The sequence below is a fragment of the Nonomuraea sp. NPDC050536 genome (assembly GCF_044457685.1).
GTDB lineage: Bacteria > Actinomycetota > Actinomycetes > Streptosporangiales > Streptosporangiaceae > Nonomuraea.
Window position 1 is genome coordinate 277,832 of sequence record NZ_JBITHD010000005.1, and the last position, 18,468, is coordinate 296,299.

Here is an 18,468-nt window from a genome sequence, read left to right on the forward strand (position 1 = left end):
CCCGCCCAGGACCACGCCCTACCGTGCCGCTCCGGTGGCGCCTGGCCCCGTCCAGGGCCACGCCCTGGCGCACCACTCGGGTGGCGCGTGGCTCGTCCGGGATCACGCCCTGCCGCGATGCTCCGGTGATGTGTGGCCTGTCCAGGATTGGGCGGGGTGTAGTGGCTGGCGGGGAGGGTTAGAGCAGGCCGCGGCGCTCCAGGAGGGGCTGGATGCTGGGCTCGCGGCCGCGGAAGTTGCGGAACTGGGTCAGCGGGTCGAGGCTGCCGCCCTTGGACAGCAGCTCGCGGCGGAAGTGGTCGCCGTTCTCCCGCTTCAGCCCGCCGTTCTCCTTGAACCACTCCACGCTCTCGGCGTCGAGGACCTCGCTCCAGATGTAGGAGTAGTAGGCCGCGCTGTAGCCGCCGGCGAAGATGTGCGCGAAGTAGTTCGTCCGGTAGCGGGTCCGCACCAGCGGGAAAGCGATCTGCGCCGCCTCCAGCGCGGCCTGCTCGAAGGCCTGCGCGTCCGCCACGGTCTCGCCCTCGCCCAGCTTGTGCCAGGCCCAGTCGAGCAGCGTCGCCGCCAGGTACTCCACGGTCTTGAAGCCCTGGTTGAACTTCTCGGTGGCAGTCATCTTCGCCACCAGCTCGGCCGGCATCGGCTCGCCCGTCTCGTAATGCTTGGCGTAGTTGGCCAGGATCTCCGGCCAGGTCGCCCACATCTCGTTGACCTGCGAGGGGTACTCCACGAAGTCGCGCGGCACGTTGGTGCCGGACACCCGCGGGTAGCGCACCTGCGAGAACAGCCCGTGCAGCGCGTGGCCGAACTCGTGGAAGGCGGTGTTGACCTCGTCGAAGGTGAGCAGCGTCGGCCCCTCGGCGGGCTTGGTGAGGTTGAGGTTGTTCATCACCACGGGCTTCTCGCCGAACAGGAACGACTGGTCGACCAGGTTGTTCATCCACGCCCCGCCCCGCTTGGTGGGCCGTGCGTACGGGTCGAGCGCGAACAGCCCCAGCGTGCCAGCGTGCTCATGGTCGCGCTCCCTCGGCTCTCCGTTGGCATCGCTGCGCTCGCTCTCTCCGAGCCGGCTCGCCGCTCCGTTGTCGAACACCTCGAAGACCCGCACGTCCGAGTGGTAGCCCTTCAGGTCGGTCCGCTCGGTGAACGTGACGCCGTACAGCTGCGTCGCGGCGTAGAAGACGCCGTCCAGGAAGACCCGGTTCAGCTCGAAGTAGGGCCGCATCGCGTCGGCGTCGAAGTCGTAACGCGCCGCGCGCACCTTCTCGGTGTAGAACGACCAGTCCCACGGCTCGATCGGGAACCCAGCCTGTTCGGCCAGCGCCTCCGCCTCCTTGCGGGCATTGCGTACGGCGGGCTCCACCAGCTGGCCGAGCATCGACTCCACCGCCTCCACGGTCTTGGCCGTCTGGTCGGCCACCGCGTAGGCGGCGTGGTTGGGGAAGCCGAGCAGCGCGGAACGCTCGGCCCGCAGCGTCGCCGTCCTGATCGCCAGCGCGAAGTTCTGTGGCGCCCGCTCCACGCTCAGCGTGTACAGGTGGCGGCGCACGTCGCGGTCGGTCAGCTGGGCCAGCGCCGGCTGGTTGGTGAAGTTCAGCAGCGGCAGGACGTACGTGCCGTCCTTCTCCAGCGCCTTGATCTGGGCCTCGTCCAGCCCGTCGAGCTCGGCGGGGTCCTCGACGACCAGCGCCGACTCCGTCGAGGCCTTGATCAGGTTCTGCGAGAACTCGGTGGACAGCCTCGACAGTTCCTCGTTGAGCTCCCGCAGCCGGGCCTGCTGCTCCTCCGACAGGTCCGCGCCGGCCCTGACGAAGTCCTCACGGTACTTCTCCAGCAGCCACGCCTCCTCGGGGTCGGCCGTGTCCACCTGCTTGATCCGCGCCCACAGCGCCCGGTTCAGCCGTACGGCGTCGCTGTGCTTGGCCAGTTCGGGCGAGATCTGCTGCTCGATCTCCATGATCGTGTCGGTGGAGTCGGAGGCGGCGACGCTGAAGAAGACCATCGACACGCGGCTCAGTATCTGGCCCGACCGTTCGAGCGCGGCCACAGTGTTGTCGAACGTGGGCGGCTTGGTGCTGCTCGCGATGGCGTCGACCTCGGCCAGATGATCGGCCATCCCGCGCTCGAAGGCGGGCAGGTAGTGCTCCTCGCGGATCTCCTCGAAGGGCGGCAGCTGATACGGCAGGCTGCTGGGGGCGAAGAACGGGTTCTCGGCCAACGCTAGGGCTCCTCCACGTGGTGTTTTGTCCCCTTCAGCTTGGCATGACCGAGCGGGCGACACGTGTTTCGGGGAATCGTTTTGGTGTCACCCCCCAAGCTGGGCTATTCTTTCGGAGGTCGCCGAGCGAGCCCCACAAAGGGCCCGCATACGGTGGGGTATGGTGTAATTGGCAGCACGACTGATTCTGGTTCAGTTAGTCTAGGTTCGAGTCCTGGTACCCCAGCTTTTCCTCACTTTCCCAGCTGGTCGAGAATATCGATGATCTTTCGTGTCGCCTCGGCCGTTGGTGCGTGTGACGCCTCCACGGTGAAGACCTGAAACCTGTTGCCCGGCGTCGCCGTGTCCGCCTCCCTGATCATCCGATCCTGTAGCGCGAGCGGGATCGTCCTGTCCTTGGCGTGCCTGATGTAGGTGCGCGGCACCCTCCCCCACCGGTCCTTGTGGCCCCTGGCGTCGGCGACCGGCACCTGGAGGCTCTCGTCGGGCAGCAACGTGTTGAGCATCGCCAGAAACTCGCCCTCGGCCGCGTCGGCCATGAACGCCTCCTTGGCCGCCCGCAGAAACTCCCTGTCCTTCGTGCGCCAGTTGGTGCGTGACGCCTTGATGACCCGAGGATCGGCCACCATGCCCTTCAGCAGGTTCGGCACGAGGCTCGCCTCGCCCTCCGGCGTGCTCAGGTAGTCGGCCGCCGAGCGCAGCCCCGTGCAGCAGAACGCCGTGTCGTAGACGAGCCGGTGGATCAGGTCCGGCACCGTGTCGGCCACCTTGGTGATCACGACGCCGCCCAGGCTCCCGCCGACCAGGATGACCGGGCCGAACGACGCGGCCGGGGCGCAGGTGGGGGTGTACACGGTCATCGGCGGCATCGCCGTACCCCTGATGTTGCGGGCTGGTACGTGGCCGCGGAGAGCGACAAACGGCGCGAGCTGATCGCCGACCTGCGCACCGCGCTCGCCGAGAACGCCGACCTGCACGCCCGCCTGCTCGAGCAGGCCAGGGACGCCGGCGTCCGCGACGAGCGGCAGCGGATGGCCGGCGAGATCCACGACACGATCGCGCAGGACCTGGTCGCACTCACCGGCCAGCTGCGCGCCGCCGACCGCGCGGCCGACGACACGGTACGGCGGCGCCACCTCCACCAGGCGGCGTCCCTGGCAACGCGGGGCCTGGCCGAGGCCCGCCGCTCCGTGCGCGCGCTGCGGCCAGAACCGCTGGAGGACGGCCGGCTGCCCGAGGCGATCACCCGGATGGCCCACGCGTGGGGCGAGACCGCCGCCGTCGCGCTGACCGTCGAGGTCACGGGCACGCCCGTCGCGCTCGCGCCCGACCTGGAGGTCACCCTCTTCAGAGTGGCCCAGGAGGCGCTGGCAAATGTGGCCAAACACGCGGGGCGGCCAGGGCGGGCGTGACGCTCTCCTACGAGGACTCCGCGGTCCTGCTCGACGTCCGCGACGACGGGCGTGGCTTCGATCCAGGGACCCCGCGAGAAGGGTTCGGGCTGGACGGGATGCGGCAGCGCGCTGGTCGCCGGCGGGGCGACCAACAGGGAGGCCGCCTCCCGGCTGTTCATCAGCGAGGCCAGCGTCAAGACGCACCTGCTGCACATCTACGCCAAGCTCGACGTCCGCGACAGAGCCGCCGCCGTCGGCGAGGCCTATCGCAGAGGGATTCTGTGACCGGCAAAGCGGTTTGGTGGCACTCCTCGGGGTGCGGTAGAGTTACCTGCGTTGCCGGGGAGGCCCGGCACGTTCGCTTGTGGACAGGGTCCCGTCGTCTAGTGGCCCAGGACGCCGCCCTCTCAAGGCGGTAGCGCCGGTTCGAATCCGGTCGGGACTACCACTGTCACAAGCTTGCGAAGGTCCCGTCGTCTAGTGGCCCAGGACGCCGCCCTCTCAAGGCGGTAGCGCCGGTTCGAATCCGGTCGGGACTACTGTCTCCTTCCGCATCTCCCCACTTTCGAGCAGCCCGGTCCGGGCTGCTCGTCGCCCTGGCATACAACTGCCGCGCAGCCCGGTCCGGGTTGCGCGTCGCCTGGCATACGACTCCGCTTCCATGCCGGGGCAGCTCGCCGTACACCGGCATGCAGCCGCAGCGTGGCTGACCGTGTCGTAGAACATCCCCATCCAGCGCGCGTCGACGTCCGGGCTCTGTCAGAGGATGCCGGCGAGCCTTTCCAGGATGTCCGGCTTGGCGTGGTGCGGCAGGTTGATGATCACCAGGTCGGCGCCCGCCACGCGATAGGCGTCCACCGGACCCGTCACCGCGTCCACGTCGTCGGGATCGACCCGGACGTTCACCGAGCACGTGATCTCCGACGGGTCCCGCCCCAGGTCGGCGCAGTGGCCCAGCAGGACCTCCTTGAGGGCGCGCCAGTCGTCGGCGTCCTGGGTGATCACGTTCCACTGCTGGGCCCAGCGCGCCGCCGTCCGCAGCGTACGCTTCGGCCCGCGGCCCCCGATCGTGATCGGCGGGTACGGCCGCTGCACCGGCTTCGGCTCGCACCGGGCGTCGGTCAGGCGGACGTAGCGGCCCTCGAACGTCGTCGAGGTCTGGCTCAGCAGCCGCGCGATCGCCTCGACGCCCTCGTCGAACCGGTCGAACCGCTCCCGCAGCGGCGGCAGCTCGATCCCGTACGCATCACACTCCTGCTGGTTCCACCCGGCGCCCAGCCCCAGCTCAAGCCGCCCCTCGGAGATGATGTCGACGGTCGCCGCCATGTTCGCCAGCACCGCTGGATGACGGTAGATCATGCCGGTCACCTGGCAGCCCAGCCGAATCCGCCGCGTGGCCTGCGCCATCGCGGCCAGCATCGTCCAGCCCTCCAGATTCGTCCCGTTCAGCGTGTCGCCGGTCAGCGGATAGAAGTGATCCCAGTTCCAGGCAGACTCGAACAACTCGATCTGATCCGCCGCCACCCAAACGTCACGAATCTCCGCCCACGTCTGATGCTCCGGCCTCGTCTTGATCGCAAACCGCATCCCAACCTCCTCACCCACACCCAGCCCCCACTACCCGCCAGCATCCCTCCCCACCCCACCCCTGACCACCCCTCCCCCCACCGCCCCGAGAACCGGCATGCGCGGCACTCCAGGAGCGCACAGAGCCCTCAATGGCGCCGGGTCGGCGGGATGCGGGACGGCGGTTGTCGGCGCCCGTGTACGGCGGGCACCACGGGCCCCTCACGCGGACAACGGCGTGGCACGCAACGCGGGACCACGAGGCGGCCCGGCCGCAAGACCGTCGCCTCCGGCGAGCGCTCGGTGGCCGTCGGCGGCTACAACAGCCGATGCAAGGTGCGCAACCCTGGCCTCGCATCGGCTAGCAACGCGGGACCTCGGTAGGCAACGCTGGACCGTCAGCCGGGCGATGCGGGACCGCGAGGTGGGCACAGAAGCGTGCCGGGGCGTGCGGGCACTCCGGGAGCACGCGGATGCCGCACCGGCGCCGGGTCGGCGGGATGTGGAACGGGCGTCGTCGGCGCCCGTGTATGGCGGGCAACACGAGGCCCGCACGCGGACAACGCAGAACCACCTGGCGCGGAACGTGGGACCGTGAGGTGGGCGGATGCGGAAGCCGTGTGGCAAACGACGTGGGGCACGTGGGGTGGGCAGCGCGAAACCCGGGAGGGGACAGCTCGGGGCGGGAGTTGGAGGCGCCGGCAGTGGGTGAGAGGGCCCGGGGGTGGGTGAGGGGGCCCGGGGCGGGTGGGGGGTGCCGGGGGCGGGGTGGGAGGTTAGGGGCGGGTGGCGGAGCGGGCCTTGAAGAGGGCTCGGCGGGCGGCCTTGGCGACCTGCTTGTCCGGGTGGACCTGCGAGATGAGGTCCAGCAGTTCCTCCACGTGCGCGTGCGGAATCTTCCAGATCACCTCGAGCAGGTTGTTGAGCAGGTCCGGCCCGATGTCCTTGAGGCTGCCCACGAACTCCGCCCGCCCCAGACCGGCTGAGATCGTCCACATGTCGAGGATGAGCCAGTGCGTATCGTCCTGGGTGGGCTCGGGCGCGTCGGGAACCTCGAGCTGGCTGAGGTGGGTGGCCGCGTAGGGGCGCAGGGAGGGTTCCTTGAGCGCCTCCTGCCAGGCGGGGATCGCGGCCTCGCCGAGCGTGCCGACCACGCTGGCGGCCTGTACCCGGATGAGGGCGTTGCCGTCGTCCTCCGCCGCGGCCGCGAGCAGTTCCTCGGCGGCGCGGGCAGGTTCGCGGCGCTCCATCCAGGCGGCCAGCTCCGCGTCGGCCTCGTCTTCGGGCAGCTCGGCGCTGAGCTCGAGCAGGTCGTGCGCGCTCATCGACTCGATCGCCGGGCGGGCGTCGACCTCGATGTCGGCGTCGTCGACCAGATGGACGACGCCCTCGGTGCCGAGCGCGGTCAGCGTGACCGTGGCGCCGGCGACCTCGAGCATGCCGTACTCGCTGAGCCATTCGAGCACCGACGCCAGCGGGTCGCCCGCGGCCTCCCAAGCCTCGGCGCCCAGCTCGTCGAGCTCGGCGGCGGCCTCGGCCAGCTCGGTGGCCAGCTCCTCGCGCGGTCGCGAGCCGCCGGCCAGCAGCAGGCGCACGAGCAGGCCGCGGGAGAGCCCGGCCAGCGCCATGGTCAGGTCGTCGTCGGCGAGCTCGGGGTCACCGTAGTCGACCGAGTGCAGGCCGAGCATCCACGCGTCGAGGACGTCCTCGTCGTCGTCGAAGGGCCACTCGGCCGTGTCGTCCTGGACGGCGACCGTGTTGCCCTCGCCGGGCTCGAGGAACTCCAGGTCGACGGCGAGGTTCCAGATGTTCCAGAGCTGGGGGACCGACTCGGCCAGCGGGCCCTCGGCGTCGGGACGCTCCAGTCCGATGGTCTCCAGGGCCTGCTCGACCTCGGAGTCGGACAGCAGCGAGTCGTCGCCCACCTTGCGGCCGGACCCCACCCACAGGGCCAGGTCACGGGCCTTGGCGATGAGCGGCACCTGGCGGGCGGCCGTGGCCAGCTCGGAGTCGGGACGCAGCCGGATCGTGGGCAGGTTGCCGAGCTCGTCCGCGAACGGCTCGAAGTCGCCCAGGTCGCCGCCTTCCTCCTCGTCGTCGTCCTCGCCGTCCTGCTCGTCGAGCAGGTCCTCCATGAGCTCGACGAAGTCGTCCTCGAGGTCGTCGAGCTCGGCCTGCAGGTCGTCCAGCGAGTCGGAGTGCTCGCTGAGCTTGCCGGTCTGCGACAGGAACGTCAGGTAGGCGTCGACGGCGGGCAGCATCCCGTCGGCGGCCGCATCGGGGTCCTCGACGACCTTCGGCATCCGGTCGAGCAGCACGTTGCGCAGGTCAGTGCGCTTCCACGTGCCGATGTCGTCGGAGAAGGCGAGACGGTGCCACAGTGCGGCGGGCCCCACGAGCTCGGGGTCGCTTCCGGGCGCGTTGGTACGCGCCCACATGATGAACTCTTCGAGCAGGGGTCGCAGCTCAGTGGCGGCTACCTCGATGCGATCGGTCACCCAATCAGGCTAGTGCTCCCGCGAGGCACTCGGCTCCCCAATTAGGCGGTTTTGCTGATCATGGGCATCGCGTCCAATAGCAGCTCTCTCTGAATCTCGTCCGGCGGCCGCCTCGGACCGCTGTCGTGTTCTCGTCCGGCGGGGGCCTCGGCTCGGCTCCCGATCTCTGTCGTGTTCTCGTCCGGCGGGCGCCTCGGCTTGGCTCCCGATCTCTGTGGTGATCTTGTACGGCGGGCCGCGCCCACCGGCCGCCCCCCGCACTTCGGCTGAGGGCCCGCGACCGGCGCTGCTGGCGAGTCGGTGACGGTTGCCCGCCGCCACGGCGCACGGGAGCCGGGTGAGGGCGTTCTCGGGTTGCGCGCCGCACATGGGCGCCGGGCTCCGCCGTACAACGTCCCGCCGACCCGGCGCCTGTGAGTGGCGCACCGCTCCAGAGCCCCGCCGTGCAGGGTCCGGCCGTGCAGGGTCCGGCCGTGCGGGGTCCGGCCGTTTCAGGGTCCCCGCCCTACAGGGTCCGGAGTGCAGCAGGTGCCCGTGCAAGGGGGCTCGCCGTACGGGATGGGGGGTTAGGAGGAGCGGCGCATGGACTCTGTGATGCGTTCGGCGGCGGCCATGACGGGGACCGCGTGGAGGCGGCCGGGGGCGCGGGTGAGGCGTTCGATGGGGCCCGAGACCGAGACGGCCGCGATGACCTTGCCGCCGGTGCCCCGGATGGGCGCTGAGACGCTGGCCACACCCTGCTCCCGCTCACCCACGCTGTGGGCCCACCCCCGGCGCCGCACCGAGGCCAGGGTGGCCGCGGTGAACTTGGCCCCGCGCAACCCGCGGTGCAGCCGGTCAGGCTCCTCCCAAGCCAGCAAGATCTGGGCCGCCGACCCCGCGGTCATCGGCAGGGCCGACCCCACGGGCACGGTGTCGCGAAGCCCGGACGCACGCTCGGCCGCGGCCACGCAGACCCGCTCGTCACCCTGGCGCCGGTAGAGTTGCGCGCTCTCCCCGGTCAGGTCGCGCAACTGCATCAAGATGGGCGCGGCGACGGCTAGCAACCGGTCCTCGCCCGCCGCCGTGGACAACTCGGAAAGGCGCGGGCCGAGGACGAAGCGGCCCTGTGTGTCGCGGGTGACGATCCTGTGGTGCTCCAGGGCGACCGCCAGCCGGTGCGCCGTGGGCCGGGCCAGGCCGGTGGCCTGAACGAGCTGCGCAAGCGAGGCGGGACCCGCTTCCAGAGCGTTGAGCACGAGAACGGCCTTGTCCAGTACGCCGACTCCGCTAGAGTTGTCCATAGGCCGATACTGCCGTCTCGACATATGAGAAAGCAAGTCGGACGCAATCTCAAGCGAGGGAGCGCCGGTCTCTGGCCTGAGCGACGAGGGAAGAGACCGGCTTCACAGCGACCGAGCGGCGATGCGGAGCATCGCGGTTAACACGAGGAGAGATCAATGGGCCGCACACTGGCCGAGAAGGTCTGGGAGCAGCACGTCGTGCGGCGTGCCGAGGGTGAGCCGGACCTGCTCTACATCGACCTGCACCTCATTCACGAGGTGACCAGCCCGCAGGCGTTCGACGGCCTGCGTCTCGCCGGCCGTACCGTGCGAAGGCCCGATCTCACGATCGCCACCGAGGACCACAACGTGCCGACCGTGCTCGGCCCGATCTCGGACCCGGTGTCCAAGACCCAGGTCGAGACCCTGCGCAAGAACGCTGCCGAGTTCGGCATCCGGCTGCACCCGATGGGCGACGCCGGGCAGGGCGTGGTGCACATCATCGGCCCGCAGTTCGGGCTGACCCAGCCGGGCATGACGATCGTGTGCGGCGACTCGCACACCTCCACGCACGGCGCGTTCGGCGGCATCGCCTTCGGCATCGGCACCTCCGAGGTCGAGCACGTGCTGGCCACCCAGACGCTGCCCGCCTACCGGCCCAAGACCATGGCCATCGAGGTCAAGGGCGACCTGCCCGGGGGCGTGACGGCCAAGGACCTGATCCTGGCGATCATCGCCAAGATCGGCACCGGCGGCGGCCAGGGCTACATCGTCGAGTACCGCGGCGAGGCCATCCGCAAGCTCTCCATGGAGGGCCGGATGACGGTCTGCAACATGTCCATCGAGGCGGGCGCCCGCGCCGGCATGATCGCCCCGGACGAGACCACGTTCGCCTACCTCAAGGGCCGCAAGCACGCCCCCACCGGCGCGGCCTGGGACCAGGCTGTGGAGTACTGGAAGTCGCTGCGCACCGACGACGACGCCGCCTTCGACAAGGTCGTCGAGATCGACGCCTCGACGCTCACGCCGTTCGTGACCTGGGGGACGAACCCGGGCCAGGGCCTGCCGCTGGGCGAGGCCGTACCCGACCCCGAGACCTTCGCCGACCCGGACGAGCGGGCCGCGGCCGAGCGGGCGCTTGAGTACATGGGCCTGACCGCGGGCACGCCGCTGCGCGAGATCGAGGTCGACACCGTCTTCGTCGGCTCGTGCACCAACGGGCGCGTGGAGGACCTGCGGGCCGCCGCCGAGATCCTGCGCGGGCGCAAGGTCAAGACCCGCACGCTGGTCGTGCCCGGCTCCATGCTGGTCAAGCTCGAGGCCGAGAAGGAGGGCCTGGACAAGGTCTTCGAGGCGGCGGGGGCCGAGTGGCGCCAGGCCGGCTGCTCGATGTGCCTGGGCATGAACCCGGACACGCTCAAGCCGGGCGAGCGCAGCGCCTCCACCTCCAACCGCAACTTCGAGGGCCGCCAGGGCAAGGGTGGCCGCACCCACCTGGTGTCGCCCCAGGTCGCCGCCGCGACCGCCGTCACCGGCAAGCTCACCGCGCCCGCCGACCTGGCCTAGGAGAACCCGAAAATGGAAGCTTTCACCACCCACACCGGTACGGCGGTGCCGCTGCGCCGCAGCAACGTCGACACCGACCAGATCATCCCGGCGGTCTGGCTCAAGCAGGTCAGCCGCACCGGCTTCGAGAAGGGCCTGTTCTCCGCCTGGCGCGAGAACCCCGACTTCGTGCTGAACCAGGACAAATACCACGGCGCGAGCATCCTGCTGGCGGGTCCCGACTTCGGCACCGGGTCCTCGCGCGAGCACGCCGTCTGGGCCATCCAGCAGTACGGCTTCCGCGTCGTGATCGCGCCCAGGTTCGGCGACATCTTCCGGAACAACTCCACCAAGATGGGCCTGCTGCCCGTCGTGCTCGACGTCAAGATCGTGGAGGAGCTGCAGTCGGCCGTCGAGGCGGACCCGACCGCGCGGATCACCGTCGACCTGGCCGAGCGCGAGGTCCGCCTGGGCGACCAGGCCTGGTCCTTCGAGCTGGACGACTACACGCGCTGGCGGCTCATGGAGGGCCTGGACGACATCGGACTGACCCTGCGTCACAGCGAGGACGTCGCCACGTACGAGAATGGTCGGCAGCCATGGCTGCCGACGACCGTCTAGAAGACGACGAGCTGGCGCGGCGGTTGCGCGAGGCGCACCGCCGCGTCCGCGTGCTCCCGCCCGCCGAGAAAGCGCGCTGTGCGCGGCGATATCTCGCGATCTGCGACCTCGCAAAGCGTGATCCAGAACGGGCCGCGGCCCGCCTCGAAGCCTTCCTGACCAGCCTCGACGACACGCCACGCGGTAAAGAAAACCCCCTGGGTAATTGAGTTCCCCAGCGATCCGGCCTACTTTCGAGCCCGTAAGGGGTTTCTACGTCGAACTCGTGAGCTGGAACCCCGAGCCAAACTGGGGGAGCAGAACTTTCATGAACAAGCGGGAACTCGTCGACGCCATCGCAGATCGGGTGGGCGACAAGAAGACGGCCACTGAGGCCGTGAACGCGATCATCGACGCCGTGCAGAAGGCGGTCGCAAGCGGAGACAAGGTCTCGATCACGGGCTTCGGCGCGTTCGAGATGGTCCACAAGCCCGCGCGCACTGCCAGGAACCCGTCGACCGGTGCCGAGATCAAGGTCGCCGAGAGCTGGGGACCCAAGTTCCGCCCCGGCTCCGACTTCAAGGAGCTGGTGAACATCGGCGGCAAGAAAGCAGCCAAGAAGAAGTAAATAGATACACGAGTACGCCCGGGCCGTTTCGGTCCGGGCGTTCTTGCATTCTTCGGCGGCGGCCCGCCTTAATGGAGATCAGTCCGGCACGGGAAAAGTGGACAGCGTGATGTAAGTGATCTGGCCGTCAGAAGTGGCCAGATTGACCCGCTGGCCGGAACGCAGCAGCCGCAGCGGCCCCGCGTCGAAAGCGCTCGCCGGAAACTCGAGCACCGTCCCGTCGTCGAGGAAGACCGTGCCCGAGCGGGTGGCCGGATCGAAGGTGCGTACCGTGGCCTGCACGTCGACCAGCGTAAACGCTTTGCCCGATCACGGCCACAGCAGCCTGACCACCTCCGCCGTGTGCGGGCCGAGCCCGAGCGCCACGGCCGCGCGCAGGTCGTCGGGCGTGTCCACGTCGCGCCTGACCGACTCGATGCCCTCCGGGCACAGCTCCTTGGCGCCGCCGGCCAGGTGCTTGGCCCGCGACTCCCCGCCGAATCTGGGCGTGAACCGGATCCCGTCCTGCACGCCGTAGAACGTGGTGCCGACCCCCTGCGCGTCCGGCACGAAGGCCTGGTCGAACTCGGCCGCGGCCGCCAGGGCGATCGCCAGCTCAGCGGGCCTCAGCGAAGGCAGGTCCGCCTGGAGCGCGCCGATGGGGCCGCCGTGCCGTACGGCGTGCGCGGCGCCCGTGCGCAGGGCGGTGTTGAGCCCGCGGTCGGGGTCGTGCACCACCTCGGCCCCGAGCCCGGCCAGCGGGCCCGCGGCGGCCGGATCCGAGGTGACCACGATTACCCGGGCGACCAGCGGGCAGGAGAGCGCGGCCGAGACGGTGTCGGAGGCGACGGCAACGGCCAGCCGCGTCCGGTAGGGCCCAGTGGCGGCGGCCAGCCGTGTCTTCGCCGCGACCAGCGTCTTCACCGGGATGACCACGGACCAGCGGTTGCTCATAGGCTTAAGCATCCCGCCTCGACATCCCACGCGGCCAACCGGGAGACTTGGGCGCACACCGCACGTGTTGGAGGAGAGCATGAGCCGCCCCGCGCGACCCTCGCGTTTCTGGGAGTACTTCGCCGTAGCGGTGGTGAAACCGCTCTCCGGGCTCCTCGTCAGGAAGGACTGGCGGCACGGCGAGCGGATCCCGCGCGAGGGCGGGGTGATCATCGCGGCCAACCACCTGTCCTGGACCGATCCCGTGCTGCTGTCCCACTTCCTCTACAACAACGGGCGCTGGCCGGTCATCCTGGCCAAGGCCGGCCTGTTCAAGGTGCCGTTCCTGGGCAGGGCCGTGCGCGGGCTGCTGGCGATCCCCGTCTACCGCGGCAGCAGCGAGGCGGCCAAGTCGCTGAGCGAGTCGCAGCAGCGGCTCGCCTACGGCGGCGCGATCCTGTTCTACCCCGAGGGCACCTGCACCAGGGATCCCGAGCTGTGGCCGATGGTCGGCAAGACCGGCGCGGCCCGGCTGGCGCTGGAGAGCGGCGCCAGGGTCATCCCCGTCGCCCACTGGGGCGCCCAGGAGCTGCTGCCCTACGGCGAGAAGAAGCCCAGGCTGTTCCCCCGCAAGACCTTCCACGTCAGCGTGGGCCCGCCGGTCGACCTGTCCAGGTACGCGGACAAGCCGCCGCACGCCGACATCCTGCGCGACGCGACCGCCGACATCATGGCGGCGATCACCGTGCAGCTGGCCGAGCTGCGCGGCCAGAAGGCCCCCGAATCCCCCTACGACCCAGCGAGGCAGTGATCCCATGACCCTGCTTCCCGACAGCCTCCTGCGCTCCGCTCCTCGGTTGCCGGCGCTCCCTGCGATGCTCACTCCGGAGGCTGTCTCATGACCAAGGCGGCCGTCTTCGGCACCGGTCCCTGGGGGACCACGTTCGGCATGATCCTCGCCGAGGCGGGCAACGACACGATCATCTGGGGCCGCAGGCCGGAGATGATCGAGTCGATCAACCGGGCCCACTCCAACATCGACTACCTGCCAGGGGTGGCGCTGCCGCCGTCGCTGCGCGCCACCAACGACCCGGCGGAGGCGCTCGACGGCGCCGACTTCATGGTCATCGCCGTCCCCGCCCAGTCGCTGCGCGACAACCTGGCCGCCTGGCGCGAGCACATCCCGCGCGAGGCCGTGCTGGTCAGCCTGATGAAGGGCATCGAGCTCGGCACGACCAAGCGGATGAGCGAGGTCATCATGGAGGTGGCGGACGTCTCCCAGGAGCGGGTCGCCGTCGTCTCAGGACCCAACCTGGCCAAGGAGATCGCCCAGCGCCAGCCCGCCGCGACGGTCGTCGCCTGCACCGACGAGACGGTCGCGGCCAGGCTGCAGGAGGCCTGCCACCTGCCGCCCTGGTTCCGCCCCTACACCAACCCGGACGTGGTGGGCGTGGAGCTGGGCGGCGCGGTCAAGAACGTGATCGCGCTGGCCGTCGGCGTCTCGGCCGGCATGGGCATGGGCGACAACGTCAGCGCCATGCTGATCACCCGCGGCCTGGCCGAGATCTCCCGCCTCGGCGCCGCGCTCGGAGCCGACCCGCACACCTTCTCGGGCCTGGCCGGGATGGGCGACCTGGTGGCCACCTGCACCTCTCCGCTGTCGCGCAACCGCACGTTCGGCGACAAGCTGGGTCGCGGCATGCCGCTGGCGGAGGTGCTGGCCGGCACCAAGCAGCTGCCCGAAGGGGTCAAGTCCTGCGAGTCGGTCCTGGAGCTCGCCGGCAAGCACGGCGTCGAGATGCCGATCACCGAGGTCGTGGTCGGCGTCGTGCACGACGGCATGACGCCGAGCGAGGCCGGCATGCTGCTGATGTCCCGCTCGCCCAAACCCGAACGGTACGGGGTTTGAGAGAGAACACGCGCTGCGTCCACCTGCCGGGCGAGGAGCGGACCGCGGAGGGCTTCGCCGCCGCGGTCGCCTCGCTGGAGGGTGCCGCCGCTCCGGAGGACGTGGCGGGCCAGGCCTTCGCCTCCGGCCAGGCAGCGCTGACGGTCGCCATGCTGACGTTCCTGCGCGGCGGCACCCACGTCGTCGCCCCCGCTCCAGGCACGGGCCTGCTGGCCAACGTGCTCGCCCGCTTCGGAGTGAGTGCCGACTTCGTCGACATGTCCGATCTTGAGCGGGTACGGCAGGCCGTCAAACCCACCACCAAGATCCTCTACGCGGAAACCCTGTCCGACCAGGTGGCCGACATCCGCAGCCTCTACCGGATCGCCCGTCAGGCGGGCGCGCTGCTCGTGATCGACTCCACGCTGGCCACCCCGATCGTGTGCCGCCCGCTGGAACACGGCGCCGACCTGGTCGTCCATGCGGCCGGCGCGTTGCTGGGCGGCCACGACGGCTGCTCGGGCGGTGTGATCACCGGCCGTCCCGACCTGGTGGGCAGGCTGCGCCAGGTCTGCGCCGACCTCGGCGCCGAACTGCCTGGGGGCGAGGCCGCCGAGCTGCGCAGGGGGCTGCGGACGCTGCCCCTGCGGGTGCGGCGGATGTGCTCGACCGCGATGGTCTTCGCCGCCGCCGTCGCCAAGCACCCGGGCGTGTTCAGGGTCGGCTACCCGGGCCTGACCGATCACCCCGGACACCTGCTGGCCAGGCGGCTGTTCGACTCGGGGCCCGAGGGGACCAGGTTCGGCACGTGCGTGAGCCTCACGCCGCGCGGCGACCCGCATTCCCTGGTCAAGGCGCTCAACCTGGTGAGCTCCGGCCCCGCTGGCGGGCCGTACAGTACAGCAGAGGTCAGGGATGGACGGGTGCGCTTTTCGGTCGGTTTGGAAGACGCGGAGGATTTGATCACGGACGTCACGCGCGCTCTTGAGTACATTGGGGTCACATGAGCAAGCCACGTGTCGCCGTCGTTTTCGGAGGTCGCAATTCTGAGCACGCCGTGTCCCTGATGGGGGCGGGCAGCGTGCTGGAGGCGATCGACAGGGACAAGTACGAAGTGATCCCGATCGGGATCGCGCAGGACGGCAGGTGGGTGCTGGCCGCCGGCGACCAGCGCTTCCAGATCGAGGGCGGCGAGCTGCCCGAGGTCGACTCCAGCGGCGCGGCGCTCGCGCTGCCCAGCGGCGACAGCTCGCTCGTGGCCTACGACCCCGGCAGCATCCCTGTCGAGCTGGGTTCCGTCGACGTGGTGTTCCCCGTGATGCACGGGGCGTTCGCCGAGGACGGCACGATCCAGGGGCTGCTGGAGATGGCCGGCGTCCGCTACGTCGGCTCCGGCGTGCTGGCCAGCGCCGTCGGCATGGACAAGGCCTACATGAAGACCGTGATGGCCGCCGCGGGCCTGCCGATCGGCCCCTACCTGGTGGTCCGCGACCGTGACTGGCGGCTCGACCGCGACCGGGTGGTCAAGGAGGCCGAGGACCTCGGCTGGCCGGTGTTCGTCAAGCCCGCCAGGGCCGGCTCGTCGCAGGGCATCTCCAAGGCGCACGACCGCGCCTCGCTGGAGGCGGCCGTGGACCTGGCCCGCGAGCACGACCCGAAGGTGCTGATCGAGGCCGCGATCGTCGGCAGGGAGATCGAGTGCGCGGTGCTGGAGTCGCTCGGCGACGAGCCGGCCGCCGCCTCCCAGCCCGGCGAGGTGAAGGTCGAGGGCGGGCAGGACTTCTTCGACTTCGAGGCCAAGTACTACCCGGACCAGATGTCGCTCACGGTCCCCGCCGACCTGCCCGCGGAGGTCGCCGAGCAGCTACGGGCGATGGCGGTGCAGGCCTTCGAGTCGCTGGAGTGCGAGGGGCTGTCGCGGGTCGACTTCTTCTACACGCCCGACGGCAAGCTGGTCTTCAACGAGATCAACACGATGCCCGGGTTCACCTCGCTGTCGGTGGCGCCTCAGCTGTGGGCCGCCTCCGGCCTGACCTACCCGCAGCTCGTCGACAGGCTCGTCCAGCTGGCGCTGCGCAGGTCACCCGGACTTCGGTGAGACCTGGGCGATCGGGCCCGACAGGTCGGCGAGCACGCTCGGCGCGGTGTGCGTGCCGGCGATCGTGACCTCCACGTAGAGGGGCGCGGCGACCGCGGTGTACAGCGTGGGCTTGTCCGGATCGGCGAACCAGCCCACGCCGTCGATCTCCTGGAGCTGGTCGGTGGGCTGCATCCTGGCCGGGCGGGGCACGCCGCAGCGCAGCGCGATGTCCGCCTCGCCCCAGACGGCCACGTAGGGCGACTCGGGGCTGGAGGTGCCCCGGGCGGCGCCGTCGAGAGCCTTGGGGAGCAGGCCCGACAGGCGCCGGCAGGCCGCCGCCGCCTCGCCCTGAGGCGTCGGCGGCGCCACCTGGACGGTGCCGCCGCAACCGGCGAGGGTGAGCAGGACGATCAGGACGGCAGCGGCGCGCATGGAGACTCTCAGATGTGGACGATGGGACACGTCAGCGTACGCGTGATCCCCTCCACCGCCTGGATCTGGGCGACGACGAGCTTGCCCAGTTCGTCCACGTTGCGCGCCTCCGCGCGCACGATCACGTCGTACGGACCGGTGACGTCCTCGGCCTGCGTGACCCCGGGGATCCCGGAGATCTCGTGGGCCACGTTCGCGGCCTTGCCGACCTCGGTCTGAATAAGGATGTAGGCCTGCACCATTACGTCCTCCCGGGCGATTGGATCACGCCGAAGGGCCACCGTACCGTTTCGGGCTGATGAGCGGCCAGATGACCTGGTACCCCCGTGCTTGATCCAGCATACGGAGTGGCTAGCGTGAGGTGACTTCTGGAGGTGTGCCATCACGGTCGGGGAACTCGGCGAGTTCGGCGCCATCGCGCGGATCGCCAGTCGGCTGCCGCAGGGGGAGGCCGTGCTGCTCGGCCCCGGGGACGACGCGGCCGTCGTGCGGGCCGCCGACGGGCGGGTGGTGGTCTCCACCGACCTGCTGATCGAGGGGCGGCACTTCCGCCGCGACTGGTCGGGCGGGTACGACGTGGGGCGCAAGGCGGCCGCGCAGAACCTGGCCGACGTGGCCGCGATGGGCGCCGTTCCGACGTCGCTGGTGGTGGGGCTCGGCATGCCCCCCTCGCTGCCGGTGGAGTGGCTGGACGCGCTGACCGACGGGTTCCGCGACGAGTGCGCCGTGGTGCGGGCCGGCGTCGCGGGCGGCGATGTGACCAGGTGCGACCTGGTGGTGCTCGGGGTGACCGCGCTCGGCTCGCTCGACGGGCGCGACCCCGTGACCCGCTCCGGTGCCAGGCCCGGGCAGGTCGTGGCCGTGACGGGCAGGCTCGGATACGCGGCGGCCGGGCTGGCGCTGCTCGAGGCGGGCTGGACGCCGGATTCCAGGCCGGGCGGGCTGGCCGGGCCACGGCTGCTGAGGGAGGCGGTGGACGGGCACCGGCGGCCCCGCCCGCCGTACGCCCGCGGGCCGGAGGCGGCGCTGCTGGGGGCCGGCGCGATGCTCGACGTGAGCGACGGGCTGGTGCAGGACCTCGGGCACGTGGCCGAGGAGAGCGGGGTGCGGATCATGCTGGACCCGGCGGCCTTCGAGGTGGCCGCGCCCGTCGCGGCGGCGGCCGCGGAACTGGGGGCCGATCCACTGGAGTGGGTGCTCTCGGGCGGGGACGATCATGCGCTGGCCGCGGTGTTCCCCGCGGAGGTACGGCTGCCGCCGGAGTGGACGATCGTGGGGTCGGTCACGGAGGGTGACGGCGTGAGCGTGCTCGGCAGGGAAATGGGCCCCGGCGGCTGGGATCACTTCCGTTGATTTGTCCGGATTTAGGTAAAATTCTGTGTGACTCCGGTGAATGCTGTGACAAAGGCGTAGTAAAGGTGTTATGAAGAGTGGCGGCCACTGTA

19 protein-coding genes, 3 tRNA genes and 1 pseudogene are annotated in these 18,468 nt (G+C 70.5%); 14 read left to right on the forward strand and 9 right to left on the reverse strand.

Annotated elements, in window-relative coordinates:
- Positions 1-178: 178 nt before the first annotated feature.
- A complete protein-coding gene (locus ACIBHX_RS17270; protein ID WP_397068080.1) occupies positions 179-2,218 on the reverse strand; it encodes a M3 family metallopeptidase in 2,040 nt (679 codons plus the stop codon).
- 154 nt (positions 2,219-2,372) lie between these two features.
- Between ACIBHX_RS17270 and ACIBHX_RS17275 the strand changes: the two genes are divergently transcribed.
- A tRNA-Gln gene (locus ACIBHX_RS17275) sits at positions 2,373-2,444 on the forward strand.
- A 7-nt stretch (positions 2,445-2,451) separates the two neighbouring features.
- Here ACIBHX_RS17275 and ACIBHX_RS17280 read toward each other — a convergent pair.
- Positions 2,452-3,078, reverse strand: a complete 627-nt coding sequence (locus ACIBHX_RS17280) for an alpha/beta fold hydrolase (protein WP_397068081.1) — start codon at positions 3,076-3,078, stop codon at positions 2,452-2,454.
- Positions 3,079-3,117: 39 nt separating this feature from the next.
- On the opposite strand from ACIBHX_RS17280, the gene ACIBHX_RS17285 reads away from it, so the two are divergent.
- The 4 genes and pseudogenes from ACIBHX_RS17285 (at position 3,118) to ACIBHX_RS17300 (ending at position 4,151) form a co-directional block, all read left to right on the forward strand.
- Positions 3,118-3,630: a sensor histidine kinase gene (locus tag ACIBHX_RS17285; protein ID WP_397068082.1), complete on the forward strand. Its 513-nt coding sequence runs from the start codon at positions 3,118-3,120 to the stop codon at positions 3,628-3,630.
- Positions 3,631-3,741: 111 nt separating this feature from the next.
- A pseudogene (locus ACIBHX_RS17290) lies at positions 3,742-3,897 on the forward strand (LuxR C-terminal-related transcriptional regulator); the annotation flags it as partial.
- An 87-nt stretch (positions 3,898-3,984) separates the two neighbouring features.
- Positions 3,985-4,060: transfer RNA gene (locus tag ACIBHX_RS17295), tRNA-Glu, on the forward strand.
- Positions 4,061-4,078: 18 nt separating this feature from the next.
- A tRNA-Glu gene (locus tag ACIBHX_RS17300) sits at positions 4,079-4,151 on the forward strand.
- Between the two features lie 220 nt (positions 4,152-4,371).
- Here the strand turns inward: ACIBHX_RS17300 and ACIBHX_RS17305 are convergent.
- The 3 genes from ACIBHX_RS17305 to ACIBHX_RS17315 all read right to left on the reverse strand — a co-directional run bounded on the left by ACIBHX_RS17305 (position 4,372) and on the right by ACIBHX_RS17315 (position 8,959).
- Positions 4,372-5,199 carry a TIGR03560 family F420-dependent LLM class oxidoreductase gene (locus ACIBHX_RS17305; RefSeq protein ID WP_397068083.1) on the reverse strand — a complete coding sequence of 276 codons (828 nt, stop codon included), beginning with the start codon at positions 5,197-5,199 and terminating at the stop codon, positions 4,372-4,374.
- Positions 5,200-5,954: 755 nt separating this feature from the next.
- On the reverse strand, positions 5,955-7,676 hold the full coding sequence (locus tag ACIBHX_RS17310; RefSeq protein WP_397068084.1) for a hypothetical protein: 1,722 nt from the start codon (positions 7,674-7,676) through the stop codon (positions 5,955-5,957).
- Between the two features lie 566 nt (positions 7,677-8,242).
- Positions 8,243-8,959, reverse strand: a complete 717-nt coding sequence (locus ACIBHX_RS17315) for an IclR family transcriptional regulator (RefSeq protein WP_397068085.1) — start codon at positions 8,957-8,959, stop codon at positions 8,243-8,245.
- Positions 8,960-9,115: 156 nt separating this feature from the next.
- On the opposite strand from ACIBHX_RS17315, the gene leuC reads away from it, so the two are divergent.
- The 4 genes from leuC to ACIBHX_RS17335 all read left to right on the forward strand — a co-directional run bounded on the left by leuC (position 9,116) and on the right by ACIBHX_RS17335 (position 11,711).
- Positions 9,116-10,504: a 3-isopropylmalate dehydratase large subunit gene (gene leuC, locus ACIBHX_RS17320; RefSeq protein ID WP_397068086.1), complete on the forward strand. Its 1,389-nt coding sequence runs from the start codon at positions 9,116-9,118 to the stop codon at positions 10,502-10,504.
- Positions 10,505-10,516: 12 nt separating this feature from the next.
- On the forward strand, positions 10,517-11,104 hold the full coding sequence (leuD, locus tag ACIBHX_RS17325) for a 3-isopropylmalate dehydratase small subunit (RefSeq protein WP_397068087.1): 588 nt from the start codon (positions 10,517-10,519) through the stop codon (positions 11,102-11,104).
- On the forward strand, positions 11,083-11,313 hold the full coding sequence (locus ACIBHX_RS17330) for a hypothetical protein (protein WP_397068088.1): 231 nt from the start codon (positions 11,083-11,085) through the stop codon (positions 11,311-11,313). The genes leuD and ACIBHX_RS17330 overlap by 22 nt, the downstream gene beginning before the upstream one ends.
- 98 nt (positions 11,314-11,411) lie before the next feature.
- On the forward strand, positions 11,412-11,711 hold the full coding sequence (locus ACIBHX_RS17335; RefSeq protein ID WP_214323325.1) for an HU family DNA-binding protein: 300 nt from the start codon (positions 11,412-11,414) through the stop codon (positions 11,709-11,711).
- Positions 11,712-11,789: 78 nt separating this feature from the next.
- Here the strand turns inward: ACIBHX_RS17335 and ACIBHX_RS17340 are convergent, their stop codons facing one another.
- Together ACIBHX_RS17340 and cofC are read right to left on the reverse strand one after the other, a co-directional pair.
- Positions 11,790-11,993, reverse strand: a complete 204-nt coding sequence (locus tag ACIBHX_RS17340; protein ID WP_397068089.1) for a hypothetical protein — start codon at positions 11,991-11,993, stop codon at positions 11,790-11,792.
- A gap of 27 nt (positions 11,994-12,020) precedes the next feature.
- Positions 12,021-12,644 (reverse strand): 2-phospho-L-lactate guanylyltransferase, encoded by a 624-nt coding sequence (cofC, locus tag ACIBHX_RS17345; protein WP_397068090.1) that lies wholly within the window; start codon positions 12,642-12,644, stop codon positions 12,021-12,023.
- 79 nt (positions 12,645-12,723) lie between these two features.
- Here cofC and ACIBHX_RS17350 point away from each other — a divergent pair, with 79 nt between their 5' ends.
- From ACIBHX_RS17350 to ACIBHX_RS17365, 4 genes are all read left to right on the forward strand, one after another.
- Positions 12,724-13,434, forward strand: coding sequence for a lysophospholipid acyltransferase family protein (locus ACIBHX_RS17350; RefSeq protein ID WP_397068091.1), 711 nt, complete (start codon positions 12,724-12,726; stop codon positions 13,432-13,434).
- 87 nt (positions 13,435-13,521) lie between these two features.
- The gene (locus ACIBHX_RS17355; protein WP_397068092.1) at positions 13,522-14,532 is read left to right on the forward strand and encodes an NAD(P)H-dependent glycerol-3-phosphate dehydrogenase; all 1,011 of its coding nucleotides are present in this window, start codon (positions 13,522-13,524) and stop codon (positions 14,530-14,532) included.
- Positions 14,529-15,518, forward strand: a complete 990-nt coding sequence (locus tag ACIBHX_RS17360) for a trans-sulfuration enzyme family protein (RefSeq protein ID WP_397068093.1) — start codon at positions 14,529-14,531, stop codon at positions 15,516-15,518. The genes ACIBHX_RS17355 and ACIBHX_RS17360 overlap by 4 nt, the downstream gene beginning before the upstream one ends.
- Positions 15,515-16,609 carry a D-alanine--D-alanine ligase family protein gene (locus ACIBHX_RS17365; RefSeq protein WP_397068094.1) on the forward strand — a complete coding sequence of 365 codons (1,095 nt, stop codon included), beginning with the start codon at positions 15,515-15,517 and terminating at the stop codon, positions 16,607-16,609. Before ACIBHX_RS17360 ends, ACIBHX_RS17365 begins: the two co-directional genes overlap by 4 nt.
- On the opposite strand, the gene ACIBHX_RS17370 is transcribed toward ACIBHX_RS17365, so the two are convergent.
- Both ACIBHX_RS17370 and ACIBHX_RS17375 read right to left on the reverse strand, forming a co-directional pair.
- Positions 16,592-17,023 carry a DUF3515 domain-containing protein gene (locus ACIBHX_RS17370; protein ID WP_397068095.1) on the reverse strand — a complete coding sequence of 144 codons (432 nt, stop codon included), beginning with the start codon at positions 17,021-17,023 and terminating at the stop codon, positions 16,592-16,594. The genes ACIBHX_RS17365 and ACIBHX_RS17370 overlap by 18 nt on opposite strands.
- Before the next feature lie 8 nt (positions 17,024-17,031).
- On the reverse strand, positions 17,032-17,265 hold the full coding sequence (locus tag ACIBHX_RS17375; protein WP_214323317.1) for an Lrp/AsnC family transcriptional regulator: 234 nt from the start codon (positions 17,263-17,265) through the stop codon (positions 17,032-17,034).
- Between the two features lie 139 nt (positions 17,266-17,404).
- Between ACIBHX_RS17375 and ACIBHX_RS17380 the strand changes: the two genes are divergently transcribed.
- Positions 17,405-18,376 (forward strand): thiamine-phosphate kinase, encoded by a 972-nt coding sequence (locus ACIBHX_RS17380; RefSeq protein WP_397068334.1) that lies wholly within the window; start codon positions 17,405-17,407, stop codon positions 18,374-18,376.
- Positions 18,377-18,468 lie beyond the last annotated feature (92 nt).